Genomic DNA, 22,997 nt, shown 5'->3' with positions numbered 1-22,997 from the left:
TCAGGCGAGGATCAGCTCGACGCCGATTTTTCGAATACCCGTCGCAGCATCCGTGCTGAGACCATCGTCGGTGATGATCGAATCAAAGCGGTCCAGCCCGGCAATCCTGTACATGCTGAAGGTGCCGTACTTGGAGCTCGTGCACACCAGGATGCTTTGGGAAGCCGACTCCATGGCGGCACGCTTGACATCGATCTTGGCCGCCGAAGGTGTAGTGATGCCGCGTTGCTGGTCCCAGGCGCTGCTCGAAATGAAGGCGAGGTCCGTTGCGATGTTACGCAACGTGTCGGCAGCCAGATTACCCACGCTGGAGCGATTGGGGTGATCCAGTACCCCACCGGTGTGAATGACATTCACCTGCGTGGCATCAGCCAGTGCCATGACGATGTTGAAATCGTTGGTGACAATGGTGATCCCTTGCAAGGTAGACAGGTGCGGCACCATGTAGGCCGTGGTGGTGCCGGCGTCCAGATAGACGGTCATGTTGTCGCGGACCATCTGCGCGGCACACATCGCTATGCGCTGCTTCTGCACCGGTTCAGCGATCGCCTTGCTCTGATGGCTCGGCTCTCCATGGACAAGGCTGGCCAGACGCACGCCGCCCGATACCGAAAACACCCGCCCCTCTTGTTCGAGCACTGCAATATCACGACGCACAGTCATGTGAGAACAGCCAAAGATGTCAGCGATCTGGCTGACGCTCAGGATCTGCTTGCGCCGCAGATGACGGATAAGGATTTCGCGTCTCTGCGATGGAATGATTGGCGCCCCCGGGTCAACGAGCAGCTCGTCTTCTTGCAGCATCTGACTTTCCGATAGTCCTCGATTGGATGGCCCTATGGTAGCTGATAGCGAGCAATCGATCACATTCCTGCGGAATTCACACAAATAAACATTTTCAAACAGATATTCACACAGGCACGCTTTCCACCTAACATGAGCGGTAACTCAACGCGTGGAGGAGACGCACATGGACTCAGTCAAGCCTTTGCTGGGCTGCATCGCCGATGATTTCACCGGGGCTACAGATCTTGCCAACACATTGGTGCGTCAAGGGATGCGGACCGTACAGAGCATTGGCGTGCCCTCCGCCCACTGGAACCCAGGAGCCGATGCGGATGCCGTGATCGTTGCACTCAAATCGCGAACGGCCCCTACGCACACCGCGGTCCAGGATTCGGTTGCAGCATTGCACTGGCTTAGGGCCAGAGGCTGTCGGCAATTCCTGTTCAAGTACTGCTCGACCTTCGATTCCACCGAGCGTGGCAATATCGGTCCGGTTGCCGAGGCGTTGCTGCAAGCGCTCGGCAGTGATTTTACCGTGGCCTGCCCGGCCTTCCCCGAAGCGGGTCGCACTGTGTACCGCGGTCATTTGTTCGTGCATGACAACCTGCTCAGCGAATCAGGAATGGAACAGCACCCCCTGACCCCAATGACCGATTCAAATCTGGTTCGCTTTCTGGGAAAACAGACCGACAAGAAGGTGGGGTTGATTCGCCATCAGCAAATTGCCAGTGGAGAATCGGCCATATACCAACGGATCCAGGCACTGCGTGGGGATGGGGTCAGCATCGCCATCGCTGATGCCTTGTGTGACGCTGACCTGGTCACCCTCGGACGCGCTTGCCGCGATATGCCCCTGATTACCGGTGGCTCGGGTATCGCGCTGGGTTTGCCTCAGAATTTCCGGGATGCAGGCTTGCTGGCCGAGCAGAACGCCACGCACCTCGATGCACTGGCAGGGCGTGGAGTGGTGCTGGCAGGCAGCGCTTCGAAGGCTACTCATGGTCAGGTGCAAGACTGGTTGCATCGCGAACGCCCCGCGATGAAGGTCGACCCCAGGGCATTGGCCCGCGGGGAGCCCGTGGTCGAGCAGGCGGTAGCCTTCGCCCAAGGCAGCGCCGAGCCTGTGTTGATCTATGCCACGAGTGACCATGACGCCGTCCGCGCTGTTCAAGCGGAATTGGGAGTGGAACACGCGGGGCAACTCGTCGAGCAGGCGCTTGGCGCAATTGCGCACAATCTTCACCGGGCCGGCGTCAGGCACTTCGTGGTCGCAGGAGGAGAAACCTCCGGTGCGGTGGTCCAGGCATTGCAGATCCAGGCCCTGCGCATTGGCGCTCAGATCGATCCGGGCGTGCCTGTCACCCGTGCCATCGGCCGCGATGCGCTGCTCGCCCTCAAATCAGGAAACTTCGGCGGCGTTGATTTCTTCAGCAAAGCACTTGCGCAGATGGCGGAGGTCGGTTCATGAGCCGGGAGAGCGAACTGCGGGAAGAAATGTGCATCGTCGGCACCAGCCTCTACCAGCGAGGTTATACGGTTGGAAGTGCCGGCAACATCAGCGCACGCCTTGACGATGGCTGGCTGATCACGCCAACCGACGCTTGCCTGGGGCGTCTCGATCCGGCGCAGATTGCCAAAGTGGACCTGGCGGGCAAATGGGTGTCGGGAGCAAGCCCTTCCAAGACGCTGGCACTGCATCGCGAAATCTACGCAAGAAACCCGGCTGTTGGTGGCGTGCTGCATACACATTCCACCCATCTGGTAGCGCTGACACTTGCCGGAGTCTGGAGCAAGCAGGATATCCTGCCGCCCATAACACCCTACCAGGTCATGAAAGTCGGCCATGTGCCTTTGCTCGAGTATGCCCGCCCAGGTTCGCCGGAGGTTGCCCGCCAGGTCGCCAGACTTGCGTGCGAAGTGCGGGCCGTGATGCTGGAAAGGCTCGGCCCCGTAGTGTGGGAAAGCTCCGTTTCTCGGGCCAGCTACGCGCTGGAGGAACTGGAGGAAACGGCTCGGCTGTGGTTGCTGAGCGACCCCAGACCCAGCCCGCTGAGCAGCGAGGCATTGCAGGAACTGGCGACAGTTTTTGGCGCACGTTGGTGAGCAGGTGTCTGGGCATGCTCCATGGCATCAAGCACAGGAGCGATACGCCACCGGCACCTTGCCTGGCGGCGCACCGCTCTCTGTCCGGTGGCAAATGAAGGGGCTCAGCCTTGGCTCGCTATCGCGCTGGGCAACCAAGGCGTACCTGGACGCTCATCAGGCGCCCTTCATATAAGCCGCAAAGGCTGCAGCATAGGAGGGATGCCAGCGAGACAAGGCTGGACGGTTTTCAACGATATCACTCAACCCCCACTTGATCCGCTTGAGGTCGGTCAGGCGATCAACCTCGTTATCAGGACAGATGATATAGAAGTCCCCTTGATCAAGGCCGCCCTCGAGCGCGTCGATAACCTGCTCCGCGGTCCAGGCTGCTGACGGCTTGTCGCTGACGCCCTTGGCCCGAGTGAAACCGGTGAAGGTGAAGCCTGGAATGAGCAGGTGGGCACTCACGCGGGCGTTGGTCTTGACTACCAACTCATGCGATACAGACTCCGCAAAGGCACGAAGCGCTGCTTTCGAAACATTGTAGGCGGTGTCCCCAGGTGGCAAGGTAATACCTTGCTTTGAACCGGTGAAAATGACGGCTCCCGGGATATCCGCCTTGATCAGGTCAGGCAGGAATACCTGCACGGTGTGAATCGCTCCCCACAGATTCGTGTCGAGCGTTCGACGCCAAATCTGCTCTTCAGCCAACAGCGTGCCGCCGCCCTCACGACCCGCGTTGACCATTACCAGGGAAACAGTCCCGAGCGAGATGGCTTTGAGGTGGGCGGCTTCCAGCTGAGCACGGTCAGTGACATCAACTGCCACCGCATGCGCATCGATACCCTGCGCCCTCAACTCCTGGCAAGCGCTGTCCAGCATTTCCCCAGGAAGATCGCCAAGGACAACAGTCATTCCGGCGGCACCAAAACGCATGGCCGCAGCCAGACCAATGCCGCTCGCCGCGCCAGTTATAAAGGCCACACGCCCTGCTTGAACGGATGGATGAGGCATGACAAATTCTCCTTCAATACTCGACAGTCGAGACATGATGTAATGGGCCACGGTGACATCAGACACCGCTGCTACTCTGCAAAACCTAGATCATCGGATAAAGCTTGTGAAACGTTTTCAACCGATGGGATTGATACCTAAAATAGATAAATCACTTAACTTGCTGACCGATTGCCTTGGCCCATTATAGTCGGCGAGTGGAAACCCGAGCGCGCAGGACAAACCCGGCCAATCTCATAGACAGATCAAACTGATCTGAACATATCACTTATCACCTTGATACAACGAAGGCACAGTAACAGACCAGCCAGTGACGACACTGTGCTGCTGTGAATCCCTTCTTTTAAAAGGTGTACATTGCATGGATAACGTCACAAGCAGGCGTAACTTTTTATTGGCCAGCGCAGCGATCACTGCTGCCGCAGCAGTCCCATCGGTCGTGTCCGCAGCGCCGTCATCCCAAGGAGTAAACAGCATGTCGTCCTCTACTGCTCGAAACCGTGCCCATGCAATATTCAACAAGCCCGAGTACCAATTCGGCATGGGCGGTGTTCCATTCGGCAATGAATTCAACAAGCTTTCGGACCGGGATGTCGAGGAAGCCATGAACGCGGCCTGGGAACTGGGTGTGCGTTACTTTGACATGGCCCCTTGGTACGGACTGGGTCTGGCCGAGCGGCGATTCGGAAACTTCCTGCGTGGTAAACCTCGCAGTGAATACATCATCTCCTCCAAAGTCGGGAAAATTTTCAAAGCTGCCAGAAACAATAATGGCGCGAAGTACTACCCGCTGGCCGACTCGCCAAACAACATCATTTTCGATTACACGGGTGATGGCGTAAAACGCTCAATCGAGGACAGCCTGCAACGCCTGGGTGTGGATAGCCTGGACGTTGCCTTCGTCCACGATATCTCTCCTGACTTCCCCTTCTTTCCCGCCAACGCTCCCTGGGAAGAGCAATTTCGAGTCGCCGCAGGCAAGAATGGCGCTTTCGAAGCACTCACCCGCATGCGTGAGGAAGGCATCATCAAAGCCTGGGGCATCGGTGTAAACTGCCCTGAGCCCATCATCCGAGCCATGGAGGTTGCGGACCTTGACGTTTGTCTCTGTGCATCCCAGTACTCGCTGATTGATCACCACAACACCGTGGAGCATCTTTTCCCTGCAGTGAAACAGAAAAATGTCTCCCTGGTCATGGGCTCCGCACTCAATGCCGGATTCATTTCCGGAAGCCCTCGCTACAACTACGGCCCTGACAGCTACAAGATCAGTCCCGAACATATCAAGAAGCGTGATCAACTTCGCACCATTGCCGGAACCTATGGCGTGGACCTTCGCACTGCAGCGCTGAAATTCTCCGCAGCCGCGGAGCTGGCGGTGGCCATGGTCGTCGGTGTCTCCAACCGCCGTCAGATCGAAGAAGACTACAACTCCCTGCAAACCAGAATCCCTGCAGAGTTCTGGGCCGAGTTGCAAAAGAAAAACCTGATTCATCCGAACGCCGTCATTCCCGCTTAACCCTCTGTCAGCGGCCTCCCTGCAGCCTCCCACACGATTGGCCGCAGGGGGACCGCAGGCCGTGAATTCATTGGAGAAACGCTATGGGCATCTTTGACTGGAAACATTGGATGGTGATTCTGGTGGTCGTGGTCTTGATATTCGGCACCAAGAAACTAAAGACCCTGGGTACTGATGTCGGTGAATCGATCAAAGGTTTTCGCGCTGCAATGAATGACAGCGATTCCTCTCAGCCGTCCCCTGTCTCATCCTCAGATGAGACACCTGCGCGGGTCAATCAATCGACCCGTCTCGATACGCAAGCAGAAGCCATCGAAAAACCGACTCACACCCCCGCATGAGTGCTGACGAATGTTTGGTATCAGCTTTTCCGAACTGCTGCTCGTCGGGCTGGTGGCCCTGCTGGTGCTTGGCCCGACGCGGTTACCGGATGCCGCTCGAGCCGCAGGCCTGTGGGCCGGAAGGCTCAAGCGCACCTTCGCTGCGATCAGGCAGGAGGTCGAGCGTGAAATAGGCGTCCACGAGATCAGGCAGTTGCATCACGAACACACCCGGTCACTGACGCAACCAGCGTTCGATTCGCCTGCGTCAGAACGCGTAGATAACCGGGGGGAGCGCCATGAGTGATCTTCAAAACGATGGCCAGCACATGCCGCTGATCGCTCACCTGACGGAACTGCGCGTGCGCTTGCTGCGCTGCGTCGCAGCGATCCTTCTGGCGTTCTCAGGGCTGTTTGCCTTTGCCCAGCAGATCTACACGTTCGTTTCCACACCGTTGCGCCAGTATCTGCCCGCAGGGGCGACGATGATTGCAACTGACGTTTCGTCGCCGTTCCTGACCCCGATGAAGCTGACCATGATGGTGTCGCTGTTTCTGGCCATCCCAGTGATCCTGCATCAGTTGTGGGGCTTCATTGCGCCTGGCTTGTACAAACACGAGAAGCGTATCGCCATGCCGCTGCTGGTATCGAGTATCGCGCTGTTTTATACCGGCATGGCCTTTGCCTACTACGTGGTTTTCCCGCTGATATTCAAGTTTTTCGCCGCCGCGACGCCCGCCGGCGTCGAAATGATGACCGACATCACCCACTACCTCGATTTCGTCATGACCCTGTTCTTCGCTTTCGGCGCAGCCTTTGAAATCCCGGTGGCAGTGGTCTTGATGGTATGGATCGGTGTGGTCGACGTGAGTTATCTCAAGACCATCCGTCCGTACGTGGTTATCGGTTGTTTCGTGGTCGGCATGATCCTCACCCCACCGGACATCTTTTCACAGACCCTCCTGGCGATACCCATGTGGTTGCTGTTCGAAATGGGGGTGCTGTTTGCCAACCTGGTCAGCCGGCGTGGCCAAACCGCAAATGAGGCAGACCCTGAGCAACGGCCGCCTGCGATCCGGCGACTGTAATCCCCTCGTCGCTCCCTGCCCGTTGCATTTCATGCTGCTGGCGTTTTGCGCCTACAGTCTTAGGGTCTGTCCGAAATGTGTCTGCGCGTGAGCATTCCGAGCCCCGTTTCAACGCACCATGGGCGAGTGCAGATACATTTCAGACAGCGCCTGATATCAAAAAGGACTCTCATCTATGTGGCAGCCCAGTGAAACCTACCCCGATCCCGCGGTGGAAGTATTGGACCCGCGCTTTACCCGCTATCGAATCAGCCACGCCGCTGTAGAACGGCTCGCTACCGGAATGCGCCACGGTGAAGGTCCTGTCTGGTTCGGAGACGGACGGTATCTGTTGTGGAGCGACATACCCAACAACCGCATCATGCGCTGGGACGAGGAGACAGGTGCAGTATCGGTTTTTCGTAAACCCTCCGGTTTCGCGAATGGCAATACCCGCGATCGCCAAGGACGAATGATTACCTGCGAACATGGCGGACGCCGGGTCATTCGCACTGAGTACGATGGTCGAATCACTGTACTGGTCGACCGCTTTGAAGATAAACCGCTCAACTCACCCAATGATGTCGTGGTGAAGAGTGACAACACGCTCTGGTTCACCGACCCTACGTTCGGCATACTTTCCAACTATGAAGGGTACAAGGCCCAGCCCGAACTACCGACCCGGGTTTACCGGCACGATCCTGAGACCCATATCACCACTGCCCTGGTGGATGATATTTCCAACCCCAACGGCCTGTGCTTTTCCCCGGACGAAAAGCTGTTGTATATCGTGGAATCCAGTTCTCGGCCTCGCTGCATACGTGTCTATGAGGTCATCGACAACCAGTTGTTCAACGGTCGAGTGTTCGTGGATGCCGAAGCGAATGGCGCCCCGGATGGAATCCGTTGCGACATCGACGGCAATCTCTGGGCTGGCTGGGGAACTGGGCCAGGCCTTAACGGTGTCCGTATATTCGCCCCGGATGGCGTGGCCATCGGGCATATCCATTTACCAGAGCGATGTGCCAACCTGTGCTTCGGTGGACCCGCACATAACCGCCTGTTCATGGCTGCGGGCCAGTCGCTGTACTCACTGTACGTCGATGCCGAACCCGCGACACGCTAACGCTACTCTTGCACCACCTCGGCCATCAAGGACGCGAGGAAAGCCGCTGGCGCAGCATCTACCGGCCCCTGCCCGGAGCCCGGCGCAACGACATGCGTCACGACCAGCTCCCAGCATGCTTCGACATCGACCAGGGAGATGCAGCACAACTTGTCGCCACGACTGCTGACGATTTCACGTGGCGCCAGGGCGACCCCAAGGCCATGCTCGACCAGACCCAGCAGCGTATCCAGGTCACTGACCTCGAAACGGATCTGGCGATTGATGGCCGTCCTGGCAAAAACCCTGTCGACCACCCGCCTCGTCCCCTGGCCCAGCTCGAAATCGACGAATGCTTCTCCCTCCAATTGCTTGAGGCACAGGGAAGGCTGGCCAGCCAAGGCATGATTCGAGGAACAGATCAGTACCAACTCATCGCAGGCGATCACTTGATTGACCAGCTGATCGCTGGCCTCCTCCTGCGGCAGGATCGCCAAATCCAGTTGACGATCACCGACCTTCTGGATCAGCGTCTGGGCACCACCCTGAATCAACTTGACCTCGATATTGGGATACTGAGCATGGAAGCGTGCCAGCAACCCAGGCAGATCAACGAAAGGCGGCAGACTCTGCACCGTACCGATGGACAGCCGCCCTTGGCGAAGGGCGGCGACATCGGCAACCAGTGCCGCCCCATCTTCGAGGGTCTGCAACGCAGTACGGGCGGTGCCGAGGAATGCATGCCCCACCGCCGTAAGTTTGACCTGACGTGTCGTTCGCATGAAAAGGCGTGCCCCCAGTTCGTCCTCCAATTGGCGAATGGACGTAGACAACGCCGACTGCACAATGTGACATCGCTGAGCGGCGCGCGTGAAGCTTTGCTCTTCGGCCACGGCCAGAAATTGTTTTAACTGCCTGATTTCCATGTAACCTCACAAGAATCGGCTATCTGAAAAACGAGTATTGAACACTCATCAACAGGTAATGTAAGAAAGTGTTGTGGAAGCGCCGTTGCCACGGGGATGGATGCCTGTACTGTTCTTGCAAAATTCCACATTCAGGTTATTGCACAGTCATGCCGAACACCTCGGCCTGCGCCCATGTCAATGGAACCATACTACCCCATAAAAGTTCTCGAATTGCACCCTGGATATTCATCTAAACAATAGATGGCAGCCATCTAAACTTATAATTTCACACCGGTTGATTCCTGAGTGAATATAAGGCCACTCATCAACTAACTACTTTTCTTTTCCGCACTCTCTTGGCTGGCCCAGCACTCAGCGAATATCTACATTCACGCTGAACTCCTTTACAAACCCTCTGCGCCACACCACCAAACAATGTGCCCGGTACTTGCCCGCTTGTTCATCCGCACAGGCACAAGACCGCAGCCTTTCTGGACGATTCATGAACGAGACTTCGCAAGACGCCGCACGTCGCGCGACCCTTCCGACCATGGCCCAGTTCTTCGTGAGCGGGTCGGCCTTTGGCACGTGGGGTGTACAGATTCCTTCGCTGAAAGCTCATTTCGCCGTATCGGACACCCTGATGTCCCTTGCGATGCTCAGTGTGGCTGGAGGTGCCGTAATAGCCATGAAGGGCGTGGGCAAGTGGGTAGCGCGTATCGGTAGCTCACGCGCGTTGACACTGAGTGGACTGTTGTACGCTGGCGCACTGTTGGCGATTCCCCTGGCCAGTCACTTCAGTATCCTAGTCGGCGTGCTCATCGCGTTCGGTGTGGGCATGTCCGCCTTCGATGTCGCGATGAACGTCCAGGCCAGCCGTGTCGAAGCTGCACGCGGCAGACCCATCATGTCGACGATGCACGGCATGTTCAGCGTTGGCGGCATGACAGGCGCTGCGGCAGGCGGACTACTGCTCTCGGCAGGCCTTTCACTCCAGCTTTATTCCGCCTTGATGGCCGCACTCCTGGCCATCAGCGCAATCCTGGCTGGCACACGCCCACTTGCCCACGTTACCGAGCCTGCACTGCAGGAGCACAACGGCAAGGGCCGAATCCCGCTGGTTTTGTGGGTTCTGGGCATCACTGCCTTCCTTGGCCTGGTGTGCGAAGGCGCAATGTATGACTGGGCAGCCCTCTACATGCGCGATGAAGCCGGCGCCTCCATTGAACTCAGCAGCTACGGTTATGCTGCGTTCGCCGGGGGTATGGCGCTTGGTCGATTCGCCGCTGACCCCCTGCGTCAATGGATATCGGACCGAGCCCTGCTGACCGGCAGTGCCTGGCTTGGGTTTCTGGGCATCACCCTGGCAATCGCGGTCCCCCAGCCAGCGCAAGGCCTGCTGGGGCTGGTCATGATGGGGCTGGGAGTGGCCAACTTCATGCCGTTCTTCTTCCTGGCTGGCAGCAAGATACCCGGTATGTCACCTGCAGCAGGCGTCGCGGCAGTAGCTCGCTTCGCCTATGCCGGAATGCTGTTCGGCCCTCCCCTCATTGGCAGTATCGCCTACGCAGCCACCCTGCGCGCAGGACTGGTTCTGATTGCCTTGACCATGGGTTTGATCGCTGCCTTCGGTGTACGTCAGATCCACAAGATCCAGCAGGTTGCCTGACCTGACAGGCCCAGCCCATGCGCAAAGCACGCTGCTTCCTGCGCTCGATCATCCACACCTTGCAAGCGACAGTCGTACGTTTTTCTGGAGATCCAACATGCAGACAGTAGTCCACGACACAATCGGATTTATCGGTGCAGGCCTCATGGGACACGGAATGGCCAGCTGCCTGCTGAATGCGGGATACCCTGTTTCGGTGGTCAGTCACAGAAGCCGCGGATCTATCATGGATCTGCTCCAGCAAGGGGCGAGTGAAGCATCGTCGCTGCAAGAGTTGGCTGAAACCTCGTCCATTGTCTTTCTGTGCTTGCCGAATGCTGCGGTGATCGAAGCGGTCATCCAGGAGATTTCAGGCCACCTGCGCCCGCACACCATCATTGTCGACTGCTCGACGTCTGACCCCACGGTTACCCAGCGCCTGGCCGAGAAGCTCTCTGTTCAAGGGGTAGACTATTGTGACGCGCCCCTGGGAGGAACGCCTGCTCAGGCAGAAGCCGGCAAGCTGCATCTGATGGTCGGCGCCAATGAAGCGTTGTTCGCCCGGCTGAAGCCGGTTTTTTCGGTGCTGGCTGAAAAAGTGGTGCATGTTGGCCGCGTGGCTGACGGCCATCGGATGAAACTGATCAATAACTTTCTGTCCCTGGGCTACGGCGCATTGTATGCCGAAGCCTTGGCGATCGCGCGCAAGTCAGGACTCACCGTCGAGCAGGTTGATCAGGTCATCCGTGGCGGACGCATGGATTGCGGCTTCTATCGGACCTTCATGGACTATGCATTGAACGGCCAGCGTGATTCGCACAAATTCACATTGACCAACGCCTGCAAAGACATGCGCTACGTCGAATCGATGGCTAACGCGGCAGGCTGCGCAACACCGATGACCAGTGCAGTGAAGAATGCCTACGCCATGGCAGTAGCCATGGGTGGACACGGACCGAATGACTACATTCCACACCTTCCGGACTTCGCCCTGCGCTGGAATGGCATGATCATTTGAGGTAGCAGGCAGGTCGCAATGCACAAGGCTTTTCCAAATGCGAATGCCATGTTCCGAAAAAAACGATTCTGGCTTTCCTGCGTTCTGTTCAGAATAAGCCTCTGTCTTATTTTGGTGCGGATCGAGCATGAGCAGCCTGCGTACTTCACTTGAGCGACAATTGCAAAACGGCAGCCTTTATGCGGTGCTGGCCGCGCTGGGCTTCAGCTTCAAGGCCATCTTCGTCAAGCTGGCCTACGCCGCAGGGCCGGTGGACGCAGTCACCCTGCTGGCCCTGCGCATGGGCCTGTCGCTGCCATTGTTCGCCTGGCTGGTATGGGCCAGCAGGCGCCAGGCAAGCACACCCCTGACCCTGGGGGACGGCCTGCGCGTAACGCTGCTCGGACTGCTGGGCTACTACCTGTCGAGCCTGTTCGATTTCTATGGCTTGCAGTACATCAGCGCCGGGCTTGAGCGCCTGATCCTGTTCACCTACCCGACCTTGGTGCTGATCTTCCAGGCCATCGCCCTGCGCGAGCGCCCCACCCCGCGCACCTTGCTGGCGATGGGGCTGTGCTACCTGGGGCTGGGTATCGCCTTCGTCCACGACCTGAGTACCGCCGGCGGTGGCCACGCGGTGCTGGTCGGGTCGTTGTGGGTGTTTGCCAGCGCCGTGACCTACGCCCTGTATTATTCCGGCACTGGAATGATGCTCAAGCGCATGGGCTCGATGCGCATGGCCGGGCTGTGCGGTTCGGCATCGTCGCTGATGGTGCTGGCCCATTACCTGCTGGTGGCGGACCTGAGCCAACTGGCGCAACTGCCTGTTGCGGTGTGGACCAATGCAGCGCTGATGGCCGTGTTTTCCACGGTGCTGCCGATCTACTGGGTGGCGCTGGCGATCCAGCGGCTGGGGCCGACGCACACGGCAGCGGTCGGCAACCTGGGACCGGTACTGACCATGCTGGCTTCCTGGGCGATTCTCAGCGAGGCGATCTCGGGGTACCAGGTGGCCGGGCTGGTGCTGGTGTTGCTGGGGGTCTCGCGGCTCAAGCCGGGCAAGCCCAAGGTGGCCGAGGTGCAGAAGGCCATGGCCTGAGCCCTTGATCACTGCGGTGTTGTTTTCGCGGGTCGCCCGCGAAAACAACACCGCAGCCTCGCTTCTACAAGTCGAACCGATCCAGCTCCATGACCTTGACCCACGCAGCGACGAAGTCCTTGACGAACTTGTCCTTGGCGTCGCTGCTGCCATACACCTCGCTCAAGGCCCGCAACTGGGCATGGGAGCCGAACACCAGGTCCACCCGCGTCCCGGTCCATTTCACCTGGCCGGTCTTGCGGTCACGACCTTCGAACGTCTCGTTGTCAGCCGAGGTCGGCTTCCATTCCACGCCCATGTCCAGCAGGTTGCGGAAGAAGTCGTTGCTCAGGGTGCCGGGCTTGTCGGTGAACACCCCGTGGCGGCTGGCGCCATGGTTGGCGCCCAGCACCCGCAGGCCGCCGACCAGCACGGTCAGCTCCGGCGCGGTCAGGGTCAGCAACTGGGCCTTGTCCAGCAGCAGCTTCTCGGCCTTGACGCTGTACCTGGCCTTGGTGAAGTTGCGCAGGCCATCGGCCAGCGGTTCGAGCACGGCGAAGGATTCGATGTCGGTCTGGGCCTGCGAGGCATCGGTACGCCCCGGATGGAACGGCACGCTGACCGCGTGCCCGGCGTCCCTGGCCGCCTTCTCGACTGCAGCGCTGCCCGCCAGCACGATCAGATCAGCCAGCGAGATGCGCTTGCCACCGCTGTTGAACTCGCCCTGGATCTGCTCCAGCGCCTTGAGCACCTTGTCCAGTTGCTCGGGCTGGTTGACCGCCCAGGAGCGCTGTGGCTCCAGGCGCAGGCGCCCGCCGTTGGCTCCCCCGCGTTTGTCCGAACCGCGGAAGGTCGAAGCTGCCGCCCAGGCGGTAGACACCAGTTCGGCCACGCTCAACCCGCTGGCCAGCACCTTGGCCTTGAGCGCTGCAATGTCCTGCTCGCCCACCAGCGCATGGTCGACCTTGGGAATCGGGTCTTGCCAGAGCAGTTCTTCCTGTGGATTTTCCGGCCCCAGGTAACGCGCCAGCGGGCCCATGTCGCGGTGGATCAACTTGTACCAGGCACGGGCGAAGGCATCGGCCAACTGCTCGGGATGCTCCTTGAAGCGCCGGGCGATCGGCTCGTAGACCGGGTCGAAACGCAGTGCCAGGTCGGAGGTGAGCATCATCGGCGCATGACGCCTGGCCGGGTCATGGGCGTCCGGCACGGTGTTGGCGCCCTTGCCGTCCTTCGGTCGCCACTGGTGTGCACCGGCCGGGCTCTTGGTCAGTTCCCATTCGAAGTTGAACAGGTTGTTCAGGTATTCGTTGCTCCAGCGGGTGGGGGTGGAGGTCCAGGTCACTTCCAGACCGCTGGTGATGGTGTCCCCACCCTTGCCGGTGCCGAACTTGTTGGCCCAACCCAGACCTTGCAGCTCGAGGCCGGCGGCCTCGGGCTCGGCGCCGACATTGTCGGCCGGGCCTGCACCGTGGGTCTTGCCGAAGGCGTGGCCACCGGCGATCAGCGCCACGGTTTCTTCATCGTTCATGGCCATGCGGCCGAAGGTTTCGCGGATATCCTTGCCGGAGGCGACCGGGTCGGGGTTGCCTTCCGGCCCCTCTGGGTTCACGTAGATCAGGCCCATCTGTACCGCGGCCAGCGGGTTCTCGAGGTTGCGCCCGGCAGGCTCGGTGCGGCTCTGTTCCTCGGCGTGCTTGGCCGGCTCGGCCACCAGGTCGCCCTGGCCGGGAGGCTGGGCCTTGCCGTAGCGGGTGTCGCCGCCGAGCCAGACCTTCTCCGAACCCCAGTACACGTCCTCGTCCGGCTCCCACACGTCGGCGCGGCCACCGGAGAAACCGAAGGTCTTGAAGCCCATCGATTCCAGCGCGACGTTGCCGGTGAGCACGATCAGGTCGGCCCAGGAAATCTTGTTGCCGTACTTCTGCTTGATCGGCCACAGCAGCCGCCGGGCCTTGTCCAGGCTGACGTTATCCGGCCAGCTGTTCAGCGGAGCGAAGCGCTGCTGGCCGGAGCCCGCACCACCACGGCCATCGGCGATGCGGTAGGTGCCTGCGCTGTGCCAGGCCATGCGCACGAACAACGGCCCGTAGTGGCCGAAGTCGGCCGGCCACCAGTCCTGGGAATCGGTCATCAGTGCCGTGAGGTCGTTTTTCAGCGCCTGGAAATCAAGGCTCTTGAACGCCTTGGCGTAGTCGAAGGCCGGGTCCATCGGATCGGACTGGCTGCCATGCTGGTGGAGAATCCTGAGGTTGAGCTGATCGGGCCACCAGTCACGGTTGGTGGTGCCGCCGCCTGCGGTTTGATGGAACGGGCATTTCGATTCGTTCGACATCTGCAGTTACCTTATTGGGTCGGTTATCCAGATTTCCGGTCTATGCCAGGTGATCTTCAAGGCCGAGCCAAAGCCCGGCTCGACCTCGGTCCTCATCAGGGGGTGGTCGGTCGCTGCCGACGCAGGCCCGCGGCGCTGCACGCGCACATCGCGAAGCCAAGGAAAGACTAGCCCAGCATCGGCAGAGGTCTAATAGAGCGGCTATTGAAGGCTGATAGGCTGGGTCTGTCAGGCCGGATGATGGCCACGGCCTCCATCGACTGCGTCGATAGCCACCATGAATATCTTCAAGTTCCGCCATCGCTGAGCTGGACGGAAGATAGCCTCATTGAACATCGACGAGGCATCGATCATGGCATCGATCAGCAAAGGCGGCATGCTTGCCGCAATCCTGGCCCTGCTGGCCGCCCTGACCGGCTGCGCCAGCCCTGCCACTTCGCAAGTGGCGCAGCCCTATGGCCACTTTTATTCGGCGACCGAGCTGTCCAGCGTGGCCCTGACACCGGGCCAGCATGTCGCTGTGCTGCTGGGCCGCAACGCCAGCGCCACCCTGGACTACCTGCAGCGCCACCGCGAGGTGCAGCCATCGCTGCCCGGCGCCTCGCGTGCAGTGCCGGTCGCCACCCTGGGGGGTGGCAGCCAGGCCTACAGCTGGCTGGCCCAGTCACTGGCCCAGACCTTCGCCGAAGTGACCTTCTATGACGACCTGGACACCCTGCTCGCCGATCACCCCGACGTGATCGTACTGCTCGATGCACAAAGCCGCCTGGCCAGCAGCGCCAGCCCGGACATCGAGACCCAGGTGGTGGCACGCTTCTACGACGACCAGCTGACCTACATCGGCCGCGCCGAAGGCCAGGCACGCGAAGCGCTGCCGGGCAATGCGACGGACATCGCCGGTCAGTTGCAGGTCGAGCAGACAGTGCAGGCCGACGCCCTGCGCAGCTTCGATGCCTCGCTCAAGGCCTTGATCAAGGGCTGACAGTCACTTGCGCCGCTGCATCCAGGCGGCGCCCAGACCGCTCAGGCAGATGATGGCGATGCCGACGATGCTGGTGGTATCCGGCACCTGGCCGAACACCACCAGCCCCAGCACGCCGGCGAACACGATCTGGCAGTAGCTGAACGGCGCCAGCAGCGCCGGAGCTGCGTGTCGGAACGCCTTGGTCAGCAGCAGGTGGGCCGTCATGCCGCAGCCCCCGAGCGCCAGCATCAGCAGCACGTGCGACCCCTGCGGCGTCTGCCAGAAGAACGGCACCAGTGCGCTCATGATCAGGGTGTTGCACAGGCCCGCGTAGAAGTTGCTGGTGGTCGGGCTGTCGTGGGCTGCGAGGATTCGCGTCAACAGCTGGTAGAAGCAGAAGCCCAGGGCCGAGCCGAACGGGAAGAGGATGGCCGGGGTAAACATCGCCCCGCCAGGATGGACCACCACCAGCACCCCGATGAAGCCCATCACCACCGCCAGCCACTGCCCCGCCGTGACCCGCTCCTTGAGCAGTGGCGCCGACAGGGCGGTGACCAGCACCGGGGCGAGGAAGTTGACCGAGGTGGCCTCTGCCAATGGCAGGTACTGCAGCCCTGCCGTGAACAGCAGGCTGGTGCTGAGCAGGCTCAAGGCCCGCAGGGTCTGCAACAACGGGCGTCGGGTACGCAGCACGCTCAGCCCGGCCTGGGGCATGAAGATCCCGGCCATCAGCAAGGTGTGCACCAGGTAGCGCGCCCACACCACCATGATCACCGGGTAGATGCCGCCGAGGAACTTCGAGAGGCCATCGTGGCTGGCGAACAGAAAGGTCGCTGCCACCACCAGGGCGATACCGCGCAGGGGATGGTTGACGCCTGACAGCGGGGTACGGGTGGTCATGCGGATCTCTGGGCGGGGCGAATCCTGCGAGTTTAGAAGAGATGGGGCGGCGGGTGGCAAGTGTTTTCGCCCGCCCTCGTCAATCCCTGACAATCCGCTTGAGGCGCTCGCTGGCCGGGGCCGGCCGCCCATAGAAATAGCCCTGGAAATGCGAACAGCCCTCCGCTGCCAGGCGCTCCATCTGCTCGACCGACTCCACCCCTTCGGCGGTAGTCTTGATCATCAGGCTGTTGGACAGCTCGGTGATGGCGCGGATGATCGACATCGCCTCGCGGCTGTCGCACATATCGTGCACGAACGACTTGTCGATCTTGATCCGGTCGAACGGGAACGAACGCAGGTAGCCCAGCGACGAGTAACCGGTGCCGAAGTCATCCAGCGAGATCGACACGCCCAGGTCCTTGAGTTCGCGCAGGATGCGCATGTTTTCCTCACTGTTGCCCAGCAGCACCGATTCGGTGATTTCGAGCTCCAGCCGCTGGGGCGCAAGCCCTGAGTCCGACAGCGCCAGGGCCACGGTGTGCACCAGCCCGGCGTTCTTGAACTGCACCGGCGAGAGGTTGACCGACACCACCTCCTGCCCTTCCCAGGTCGCCGCCTCCTGGCAGGCCAGGTTCAGCGCGCGGGCGCCGATCTCGTGGATCAGCCCGGTTTCCTCGGCGATGGGGATGAAGTCCATCGGCATGATCATGCCGCGCCCGGGATGCTCCCAGCGCAGCAGCGCTTCATAGCCGGTGACGCTGTTGCTCTGCTGGTCCACCACCGGCTGGTAGTGCAGTTGCAACTGCCCCAGGTGCAGCGCGGTGCGCAGGTCGGTTTCCACCAGGCGGCGCTGGCGCGCGGCCACATCGAGCTCGACATGGAAACACTCGTAGCGGTTGCGGCCGTTGCGCTTGGCTTCGTACAGCGCCATGTCGGCGTAACCGAGCAACTGCTCGGCGTTGTCCTGGTCTTCGGGGGCGAAGGCGATGCCGATGCTCACCCCGACGCTGAACTGGTGACCCTCGATCTGGAATGGCGGGCAGATCGCATCGATCAGGCGCCGTGCGGTGTTGCAGGCCGCCTCGCGGTTATCCAGCCCGGCCAGGACCACGGCAAACTCATCGCCCCCCAGCCGGGCCAGGGTGTCGTGCTCGCGCAGCTCGCGACGCAGGCGCTTGCCCAGTGCGCGCAGCAGCTTGTCGCCGAAGGCATGGCCGAGCGAATCGTTGATGTTCTTGAAGTTGTCCAAGTCCAGGCACAGCGTGGCCGTCAGCTTGCCGCTGTCTTCGCCGCGCGCCAGGGCCTGCTTGAGCCGCTCGTGGAACAGTGTGCGGTTGGGCAGCCCGGTGAGGGCGTCGTGGTGGGCCATGTGATGGATCTGGGCATGGGCGGCCAGCTCTTCGGTGGCGTCCTCGGCGATGAACAGCACGTAGTCGGCCTGGTTGTCGCGGTTCTGGCTGAGCAGCGCACGGCTGCGCAGGGTGCGTGCGCCGATGACGGTCTCGACACGGGTTTCAGCGGCAAAGCCCTTGGCGCTGCGTGCGCCGCGCACCAACTGCTGCTCGAGGAATTCGGCAGCCGCGGGCACCGCACACTCCCCGGGCAACGTGCCGATGAGGCTGGCACCCTGGCCGCCGAACAGACGCTCGGCCTGCTGGTTGGCCAGGAGGATGCGCTGGCTGGACAGGTCCTGGACGATGACGCAGGCCGGAATGTTGGCGATCACCGAGTCGAGAAACTGCGACAGGGTGCTCATCTCCTGGCTGTACTGCTCGGCCAGCTCCTTGGCCTGCAGCAGTTCGAGCTCGTAGCGACGGCGCTCGGAGATGTCGCGGGTAACCTTGGCAAAGCCGATCAGCTGACCGCTGTCCTCGTCATGGATCGCCTCGATCACCACGCTGGTCCAGAAGTGCGAGCCATCCTTGCGCTGGCGTACGCCTTCGGCCTGGAAGCGCCCTTCGCGGCGCGCGGTTTCCAGGCCCTGCTCGGGCAGGCCGCCAGCGCGGTCCTCGGCGGTGTAGAACACCGAGAAGTGCTGCCCGACGATTTCGTCGGCACGGTAACCCTTGGCCCGCTCGGCCCCGGCGTTCCAGTTGATCACATGACCGGCGCTGTCGAGCATGTAGATGGCATAGTCGCGCACGCCCTGCACCAGCAGGCGGAAGTGCCGCTCCTGCTCGCGCTGGGCCATCTGCGCGTGGTACTGCTCGGTGCAGTCGCGGGTGATCTTGGCAAAGCCCACCAGTTGCCCATGATCATCGCGCACCGCCTCGATCACCACATGGGCACGCAGCAGGCTGCCATCCTTGCGCAGGCGCCAGCCATGTTCCTCGAAGCGGCCATTGCTGCGCGCCTCTTCCAGGTTCGCGGCTGGCACGCCAGCGGCGCGGTCCGCCTCACTGTAGAACAGCGAATAGTGCTGCCCGACGATTTCGCGGGCTTCATAGCCCTTGGCGCGCTGCGCCCCCGGATTCCAGTTGGCGACCACCCCCTCGGGGGTGAGCAGGTAGATGGCATAGTCCACCACGCTCTGGATCAACAAGCGGTACATGATGTCGGGGCTCGCGACTAGCGACATGGCATTCTTCCTGAACCTGCGGAACCGTTTTCAAGGTGCTGGCATTATGCCGTTGGTCGGCAGCGTTTTGTGAAGTGGTTCACAAAAATTCGCAACGACAGCGTCTCAGTGGGTGGTGCCTGAGACCTGCCAGGTCTGCAGCTGCGGGTCGTCGTCGGGTGCGATCACCTTCACCCTACGCGACAGCTGGGCAACCACTGCGGCGCAGAAGGCCACGGCCACGTCGTCTTCGCGGTAGCAGCGCAGCAGCCAGTCATTGTCGTCGGTCATGAGCGTGCAGGCCACCGCAGTGCCGATGCCCTGGCGGCGATAACGCTTGAGAATGAACAGGTCAGCCAGCTCCAACGCCTCGATGCCCGGCAGCTCGCTGCGCTCGATCAGCGCGAAGCCTGCGATCAGGCCATCGACCAGCACCAGGTCGGCATGCCAGCCGGGCGATTGCCAGTAGCGCGCCATGTGCGCCTCGTGCAGATAGAATCGCCCGTCCGCCTCCACGTCTTCCTGCTCCCAGTCCGACGATTCATAGGCATAGAACTGGTAGAGATTGCGAACGATCTGCGCATGCTCGGGGCCTGTGCGGATCAGTTCGAGGGTGGGGGCAGGCATCGCCAGGGCTCGCTGAGAAAGGAAGCGGCGATTCTACCCAAGCGGACAACTTTTTTCACAGGCGTACAGGGCGCCAGCCCTTGCGGCCGGCGCCTGCCAGGGGTCACTTCTCTTCCAGCACGGCCTTGCCCTTGACCGCACGCGGCCCGCGCCACGCCCAGAACAGCAGGCCGGGGAACGGCGCCCAGACCACGAACACGACCCACAGCATCTTGCGCTCGGCACGCCGCTCGCTGCCGATGATGTGCCAAATCGCCCAGATCTGCAGGAGGATCACCAGCACTGCGACGAGGATCCAGATCGTTCCGATTTCCATGAGCGTTCTCCCGTGAGCATGTACTGCGTTTGTGCACGGCAAGCGGCAAGGGTTCATTCGAATCGGCGCCACGCAGACCGAGGGGGCGCGGCATTATCGGGCCAGCGATTGTCTTTCCCCCCGACTCGCAGCACACTCGCTGCGCCACCGAAGGAAACGGAGTCCGCAGTGCCCACGCCTCGCCAGTTCAGCAAGAAGACCAGTACCAGCAACATGCTGCGGCTCAAACCCGGCGCCAGCGACGAACAGGCGCCCTACCGCGTCGATTTCGTGCTGCTGGAGCACTTCTCCATGGCCAGCTTCACCGTGGCGATGGACGTGCTGGTCACCGCCAACTTGCTGCGGGCCGACAGCTTCGCCTTCACCCCGCTGTCGCTGGACGGCGACCGCGTGCTCAGTGACCTGGGGCTGGAACTGGTGGCCAGCGAACTGGATCCGCGGGCGATCAGGGATCCCGACCTGCTGATGATCTGCGGCGGGCTGCGCACCCCGCTCAAGTACCCCGAACTCGACCGCCTGCTGGGCGACTGCTCGGTCCACGGCCAGGCGCTCGGCGGCTTGTGGAACGGCGCCTGGTTTCTCGGCCGCGCCGGAGTGCTGGGCGACTATGGCTGCAGCATCCATCCCGAACAGCGCGCCAGCCTCGCCGAACGCAGCCCGCAGACGCGCATCACACCGGCCAGCTTCACCCTCGACCGCGACCGCCTCACCGCTGCCAGCCCCAACGGCGCCATGGAGTTGATGCTCGGCCTGGTGCGACGACTGTACGGCGATGCCTTGGCCGAAGGCGTCGAGGAGATCCTGTCGTTCTCCGGCGCCCGCTACCGCCAGGTCGGCCCAGGCGCGAAGAAATCCATGAGCCTGCAGCTACGCACCATCGTCGAGCTGATGGAAAACAACCTGGAGGAAACCCTCAGCCTCGATCAACTGGCCGCCTACAGCGGGCGCTCGCGCCGACAGATCGACCGGCTGTTCCAGGCCCAGCTCGGCACCTCGCCACGGCGCTACTACATGGAACTGCGCATCACCAAGAGCCGGCGGCTGCTGCAGTACTCGGACTTGTCGGTGATGGAGGTGGCCGTGGCCTGCGGGTTCGTCTCGGTGTCGCACTTCAGCAAGTGCTACGCGGCGTACTTCGGCTACCCGCCTTCGCGCGAGCAGCGGCTGGGCGAATGAGCGCGCACGCCAGGCAAACTGACAGGGCAATTGTCGCAACGGCCCGGAAAAACCGTTACAGCATGAAGGTTTTTTCATTTCAGCATCGTGCTTCGACGAGCAATCGACAGCCGCTGAGCCATACTCCACAATGCAGCGGTTTTCGGGGGGAAACCCTTGCACAGCCAACGACATACCAACTATTAGTGAGCCTCAACGTGAAAACTTCCCTGTCCATCCTCAGCCTGCTGCTGGCGCTCACAGGAACTGCGATCCTTCCGTCGACCGCTGCTGCACAATCCCCGGCCCAGGAACAACGTGATCCGTCCAAGCTGCACCTGGCTTCCGGCAGCGCCCTGCTGATCGACCTGAACACCAACAAGGAGCTGTACTCCAGCCACGCCGACCGCGTGGTGCCCATCGCTTCGGTGACCAAGCTGATGACGGCGATGGTGGTCCTGGACGCCAAGCTGCCGATGGACGAGATGCTCACCATGACCATCGCCAACAACCCGGACCTCAAGGGCGTGTTCTCGCGGGTGCGGCCCGGCAGCGAGCTGAACCGCCGCGAAACCCTGCTGATCACCCTGATGTCATCGGAAAACCGCGCCGCCAACACCCTGGCCAACCACTACCCCGGCGGCTATGCGGCGTTCATCAAGGCGATGAACGCCAAGGCCCGCAGCCTGGGCATGAGCCAGACCCGGTATGTCGAGCCCACCGGCCTGTCGACCCACAACGTGTCCACCGCCCACGACCTGGCCAAGCTGCTGATCGCCTCGCGCAAGTATCCGATGCTAAGCGAGCTGTCGACCACCCGCGAAAAGACCGTGGCCTTCCGCAAGCCCAACTACACCCTGGGTTTTCGTAACACCGACCACCTGGTCAACAAGAGCAACTGGGACATCAAGCTGACCAAGACCGGCTTCACCAACGAAGCGGGCCACTGCCTGGTGCTGCTGACCCGGATGGACAACCGGCCGGTGGCGATGGTGATCCTCGACGCCTACGGCAAGTATACCCACTTCGCCGACGCCGGGCGCCTGCGCCAGTGGCTGGAAACCGGTTCGGCCAAGGCGGCGCCGGCGGTGGCGATGCAATACAAGTCCGATCGCCAGAGCCGCTCGCGCGTGGCATCCGAATAAGTCATCCCTTCCAGGGCGGCCCCTTGCGGGCACGCCCTGCCCTCACCCTCAGGCCACGGTGCTGATCAGGTTGCCGGAACTGCTGCTGCTCAGTTTGCTCAAGGCCTGCAGCAACTGCGCGGTGGCCTGCTGGATCTGACCGCTGATGGTCGCGATCTGCGCCTGGATACCTGCCACTGCGGCCAGCTTGGCCTTCTCGTCCATCGGCTGCGCCTGGATCTCGGACATACGCTTCTGAGCGTCGGCCAGTTGCTTCTGCATCTGCTTGATCAGCTCGCGCAACTGGCGGATGAACGACGGTTCGCTGCTGTCGTCGCTGCCCTTGGCCTTGTCGGCCTTGTCGGTCTGCGCCGGCATGGCGACCTGGTTGGCCGGCGCCTCGCTGCCCTGCTCGGTGCCACCGGTCTGAGTAGCGGTCTGCAGTGCAGACTGAACGCTCGCGCCGGTGAGGTTGACACTTGTGATCCCTACCATTTTCCTTCTCCGCAA

The 22,997-nt window shown here is 61.4% G+C and carries 22 protein-coding genes and 1 pseudogene; 13 read left to right on the top strand and 10 right to left on the bottom strand.

The window, feature by feature from the left end; genetic code table 11:
- Positions 1 to 804 (bottom strand): DeoR/GlpR family DNA-binding transcription regulator, encoded by an 804-nt coding sequence (locus AC1TXO_RS11615; RefSeq protein WP_486406450.1) that lies wholly within the window; start codon positions 802 to 804, stop codon positions 1 to 3.
- A 166-nt stretch (positions 805 to 970) separates the two neighbouring features.
- On the opposite strand from AC1TXO_RS11615, the gene otnK reads away from it, so the two are divergent.
- The gene (gene otnK, locus AC1TXO_RS11610) at positions 971 to 2,254 is read left to right on the top strand and encodes a 3-oxo-tetronate kinase (protein WP_486406449.1); all 1,284 of its coding nucleotides are present in this window, start codon (positions 971 to 973) and stop codon (positions 2,252 to 2,254) included.
- Positions 2,251 to 2,889: a 3-oxo-tetronate 4-phosphate decarboxylase gene (gene otnC / locus AC1TXO_RS11605; RefSeq protein WP_486406448.1), complete on the top strand. Its 639-nt coding sequence runs from the start codon at positions 2,251 to 2,253 to the stop codon at positions 2,887 to 2,889. The genes otnK and otnC overlap by 4 nt, the downstream gene beginning before the upstream one ends.
- Positions 2,890 to 3,045: 156 nt before the next feature.
- On the opposite strand, the gene AC1TXO_RS11600 is transcribed toward otnC, so the two are convergent.
- Together AC1TXO_RS11600 and AC1TXO_RS11595 are read right to left on the bottom strand one after the other, a co-directional pair.
- Complete coding sequence (locus AC1TXO_RS11600) at positions 3,046 to 3,885, bottom strand: SDR family NAD(P)-dependent oxidoreductase (RefSeq protein ID WP_486406447.1); 840 nt, start codon at positions 3,883 to 3,885, stop codon at positions 3,046 to 3,048.
- Between the two features lie 264 nt (positions 3,886 to 4,149).
- Entirely contained in the window at positions 4,150 to 4,362 is a 213-nt protein-coding gene (locus AC1TXO_RS11595; RefSeq protein ID WP_486406446.1) for a hypothetical protein, read from the bottom strand.
- On the opposite strand from AC1TXO_RS11595, the gene AC1TXO_RS11590 reads away from it, so the two are divergent.
- The 5 genes and pseudogenes from AC1TXO_RS11590 to AC1TXO_RS11570 all read left to right on the top strand — a co-directional run bounded on the left by AC1TXO_RS11590 (position 4,361) and on the right by AC1TXO_RS11570 (position 7,917).
- On the top strand, positions 4,361 to 5,404 hold the full coding sequence (locus AC1TXO_RS11590; protein ID WP_486406445.1) for an aldo/keto reductase: 1,044 nt from the start codon (positions 4,361 to 4,363) through the stop codon (positions 5,402 to 5,404). The two genes, AC1TXO_RS11595 and AC1TXO_RS11590, sit on opposite strands and share 2 nt — an antisense overlap.
- A gap of 83 nt (positions 5,405 to 5,487) precedes the next feature.
- On the top strand, positions 5,488 to 5,745 hold the full coding sequence (locus AC1TXO_RS11585) for a twin-arginine translocase TatA/TatE family subunit (protein ID WP_486406444.1): 258 nt from the start codon (positions 5,488 to 5,490) through the stop codon (positions 5,743 to 5,745).
- Positions 5,746 to 5,755: 10 nt separating this feature from the next.
- Positions 5,756 to 5,977, top strand: a pseudogene (gene tatB / locus AC1TXO_RS11580) (Sec-independent protein translocase protein TatB); the annotation flags it as partial.
- A gap of 46 nt (positions 5,978 to 6,023) precedes the next feature.
- A complete protein-coding gene (gene tatC, locus AC1TXO_RS11575) occupies positions 6,024 to 6,812 on the top strand; it encodes a twin-arginine translocase subunit TatC (protein ID WP_486406443.1) in 789 nt (262 codons plus the stop codon).
- Positions 6,813 to 6,987: 175 nt separating this feature from the next.
- Positions 6,988 to 7,917 carry an SMP-30/gluconolactonase/LRE family protein gene (locus tag AC1TXO_RS11570; RefSeq protein ID WP_486406442.1) on the top strand — a complete coding sequence of 310 codons (930 nt, stop codon included), beginning with the start codon at positions 6,988 to 6,990 and terminating at the stop codon, positions 7,915 to 7,917.
- Between the two features lie 2 nt (positions 7,918 to 7,919).
- On the opposite strand, the gene AC1TXO_RS11565 is transcribed toward AC1TXO_RS11570, so the two are convergent.
- The gene (locus tag AC1TXO_RS11565) at positions 7,920 to 8,822 is read right to left on the bottom strand and encodes a LysR family transcriptional regulator (RefSeq protein ID WP_486406441.1); all 903 of its coding nucleotides are present in this window, start codon (positions 8,820 to 8,822) and stop codon (positions 7,920 to 7,922) included.
- Between the two features lie 484 nt (positions 8,823 to 9,306).
- Between AC1TXO_RS11565 and AC1TXO_RS11560 the strand changes: the two genes are divergently transcribed.
- The 3 genes from AC1TXO_RS11560 (at position 9,307) to AC1TXO_RS11550 (ending at position 12,548) form a co-directional block, all read left to right on the top strand.
- Positions 9,307 to 10,473 (top strand): MFS transporter, encoded by a 1,167-nt coding sequence (locus AC1TXO_RS11560; RefSeq protein ID WP_486406440.1) that lies wholly within the window; start codon positions 9,307 to 9,309, stop codon positions 10,471 to 10,473.
- Positions 10,474 to 10,570: 97 nt separating this feature from the next.
- On the top strand, positions 10,571 to 11,470 hold the full coding sequence (locus tag AC1TXO_RS11555) for an NAD(P)-dependent oxidoreductase (RefSeq protein WP_486406439.1): 900 nt from the start codon (positions 10,571 to 10,573) through the stop codon (positions 11,468 to 11,470).
- Positions 11,471 to 11,597: 127 nt separating this feature from the next.
- Entirely contained in the window at positions 11,598 to 12,548 is a 951-nt protein-coding gene (locus tag AC1TXO_RS11550; RefSeq protein ID WP_486406438.1) for a DMT family transporter, read from the top strand.
- Positions 12,549 to 12,612: 64 nt separating this feature from the next.
- Here AC1TXO_RS11550 and katG read toward each other — a convergent pair whose 3' ends face one another.
- Entirely contained in the window at positions 12,613 to 14,862 is a 2,250-nt protein-coding gene (gene katG, locus AC1TXO_RS11545) for a catalase/peroxidase HPI (protein ID WP_486406437.1), read from the bottom strand.
- Between the two features lie 352 nt (positions 14,863 to 15,214).
- On the opposite strand from katG, the gene AC1TXO_RS11540 reads away from it, so the two are divergent.
- On the top strand, positions 15,215 to 15,844 hold the full coding sequence (locus AC1TXO_RS11540; RefSeq protein ID WP_486406436.1) for an ATPase: 630 nt from the start codon (positions 15,215 to 15,217) through the stop codon (positions 15,842 to 15,844).
- A 3-nt stretch (positions 15,845 to 15,847) separates the two neighbouring features.
- On the opposite strand, the gene AC1TXO_RS11535 is transcribed toward AC1TXO_RS11540, so the two are convergent.
- From AC1TXO_RS11535 to AC1TXO_RS11520, 4 genes are all read right to left on the bottom strand, one after another.
- The gene (locus tag AC1TXO_RS11535; protein WP_486406435.1) at positions 15,848 to 16,726 is read right to left on the bottom strand and encodes a DMT family transporter; all 879 of its coding nucleotides are present in this window, start codon (positions 16,724 to 16,726) and stop codon (positions 15,848 to 15,850) included.
- A gap of 79 nt (positions 16,727 to 16,805) precedes the next feature.
- Positions 16,806 to 19,286, bottom strand: coding sequence for a sensor domain-containing protein (locus tag AC1TXO_RS11530; RefSeq protein ID WP_486406434.1), 2,481 nt, complete (start codon positions 19,284 to 19,286; stop codon positions 16,806 to 16,808).
- A 105-nt stretch (positions 19,287 to 19,391) separates the two neighbouring features.
- The gene (locus AC1TXO_RS11525) at positions 19,392 to 19,892 is read right to left on the bottom strand and encodes a GNAT family N-acetyltransferase (protein WP_486406433.1); all 501 of its coding nucleotides are present in this window, start codon (positions 19,890 to 19,892) and stop codon (positions 19,392 to 19,394) included.
- Between the two features lie 103 nt (positions 19,893 to 19,995).
- Complete coding sequence (locus AC1TXO_RS11520) at positions 19,996 to 20,208, bottom strand: PLDc N-terminal domain-containing protein (RefSeq protein ID WP_486406432.1); 213 nt, start codon at positions 20,206 to 20,208, stop codon at positions 19,996 to 19,998.
- 168 nt (positions 20,209 to 20,376) lie between these two features.
- On the opposite strand from AC1TXO_RS11520, the gene AC1TXO_RS11515 reads away from it, so the two are divergent.
- Both AC1TXO_RS11515 and pbpG read left to right on the top strand, forming a co-directional pair.
- Entirely contained in the window at positions 20,377 to 21,384 is a 1,008-nt protein-coding gene (locus AC1TXO_RS11515; RefSeq protein WP_486406431.1) for a GlxA family transcriptional regulator, read from the top strand.
- Positions 21,385 to 21,581: 197 nt separating this feature from the next.
- Positions 21,582 to 22,508, top strand: coding sequence for a D-alanyl-D-alanine endopeptidase (gene pbpG, locus AC1TXO_RS11510; protein ID WP_486406430.1), 927 nt, complete (start codon positions 21,582 to 21,584; stop codon positions 22,506 to 22,508).
- 48 nt (positions 22,509 to 22,556) lie between these two features.
- On the opposite strand, the gene AC1TXO_RS11505 is transcribed toward pbpG, so the two are convergent.
- Positions 22,557 to 22,982 (bottom strand): hypothetical protein, encoded by a 426-nt coding sequence (locus AC1TXO_RS11505; protein ID WP_486406429.1) that lies wholly within the window; start codon positions 22,980 to 22,982, stop codon positions 22,557 to 22,559.
- Between the last annotated feature and the right edge of the window lie 15 nt (positions 22,983 to 22,997).

The sequence above is a fragment of the Pseudomonas sp. FA117 genome (assembly GCF_057370475.1).
The sequence above is the reverse complement of the archived record's forward strand: the minus strand, read 5'-3'. Positions and strand labels throughout refer to the sequence as shown.

Coding starts and splice junctions, on each gene's coding strand:
- AC1TXO_RS11615 (WP_486406450.1), bottom strand. CDS start 804: ATGCTGCAAGAAGACGAGCTGCTCGTTGACCCGGGGGCGCCAATCATT.
- otnK (WP_486406449.1), top strand. CDS start 971: ATGGACTCAGTCAAGCCTTTGCTGGGCTGCATCGCCGATGATTTCACC.
- otnC (WP_486406448.1), top strand. CDS start 2,251: ATGAGCCGGGAGAGCGAACTGCGGGAAGAAATGTGCATCGTCGGCACC.
- AC1TXO_RS11600 (WP_486406447.1), bottom strand. CDS start 3,885: ATGCCTCATCCATCCGTTCAAGCAGGGCGTGTGGCCTTTATAACTGGC.
- AC1TXO_RS11590 (WP_486406445.1), top strand. CDS start 4,361: ATGTCGTCCTCTACTGCTCGAAACCGTGCCCATGCAATATTCAACAAG.
- AC1TXO_RS11595 (WP_486406446.1), bottom strand. CDS start 4,362: ATGCTGTTTACTCCTTGGGATGACGGCGCTGCGGACACGACCGATGGG.
- AC1TXO_RS11585 (WP_486406444.1), top strand. CDS start 5,488: ATGGGCATCTTTGACTGGAAACATTGGATGGTGATTCTGGTGGTCGTG.
- tatC (WP_486406443.1), top strand. CDS start 6,024: ATGAGTGATCTTCAAAACGATGGCCAGCACATGCCGCTGATCGCTCAC.
- AC1TXO_RS11570 (WP_486406442.1), top strand. CDS start 6,988: ATGTGGCAGCCCAGTGAAACCTACCCCGATCCCGCGGTGGAAGTATTG.
- AC1TXO_RS11565 (WP_486406441.1), bottom strand. CDS start 8,822: ATGGAAATCAGGCAGTTAAAACAATTTCTGGCCGTGGCCGAAGAGCAA.
- AC1TXO_RS11560 (WP_486406440.1), top strand. CDS start 9,307: ATGAACGAGACTTCGCAAGACGCCGCACGTCGCGCGACCCTTCCGACC.
- AC1TXO_RS11555 (WP_486406439.1), top strand. CDS start 10,571: ATGCAGACAGTAGTCCACGACACAATCGGATTTATCGGTGCAGGCCTC.
- AC1TXO_RS11550 (WP_486406438.1), top strand. CDS start 11,598: ATGAGCAGCCTGCGTACTTCACTTGAGCGACAATTGCAAAACGGCAGC.
- katG (WP_486406437.1), bottom strand. CDS start 14,862: ATGTCGAACGAATCGAAATGCCCGTTCCATCAAACCGCAGGCGGCGGC.
- AC1TXO_RS11540 (WP_486406436.1), top strand. CDS start 15,215: ATGGCATCGATCAGCAAAGGCGGCATGCTTGCCGCAATCCTGGCCCTG.
- AC1TXO_RS11535 (WP_486406435.1), bottom strand. CDS start 16,726: ATGACCACCCGTACCCCGCTGTCAGGCGTCAACCATCCCCTGCGCGGT.
- AC1TXO_RS11530 (WP_486406434.1), bottom strand. CDS start 19,286: ATGTCGCTAGTCGCGAGCCCCGACATCATGTACCGCTTGTTGATCCAG.
- AC1TXO_RS11525 (WP_486406433.1), bottom strand. CDS start 19,892: ATGCCTGCCCCCACCCTCGAACTGATCCGCACAGGCCCCGAGCATGCG.
- AC1TXO_RS11520 (WP_486406432.1), bottom strand. CDS start 20,208: ATGGAAATCGGAACGATCTGGATCCTCGTCGCAGTGCTGGTGATCCTC.
- AC1TXO_RS11505 (WP_486406429.1), bottom strand. CDS start 22,982: ATGGTAGGGATCACAAGTGTCAACCTCACCGGCGCGAGCGTTCAGTCT.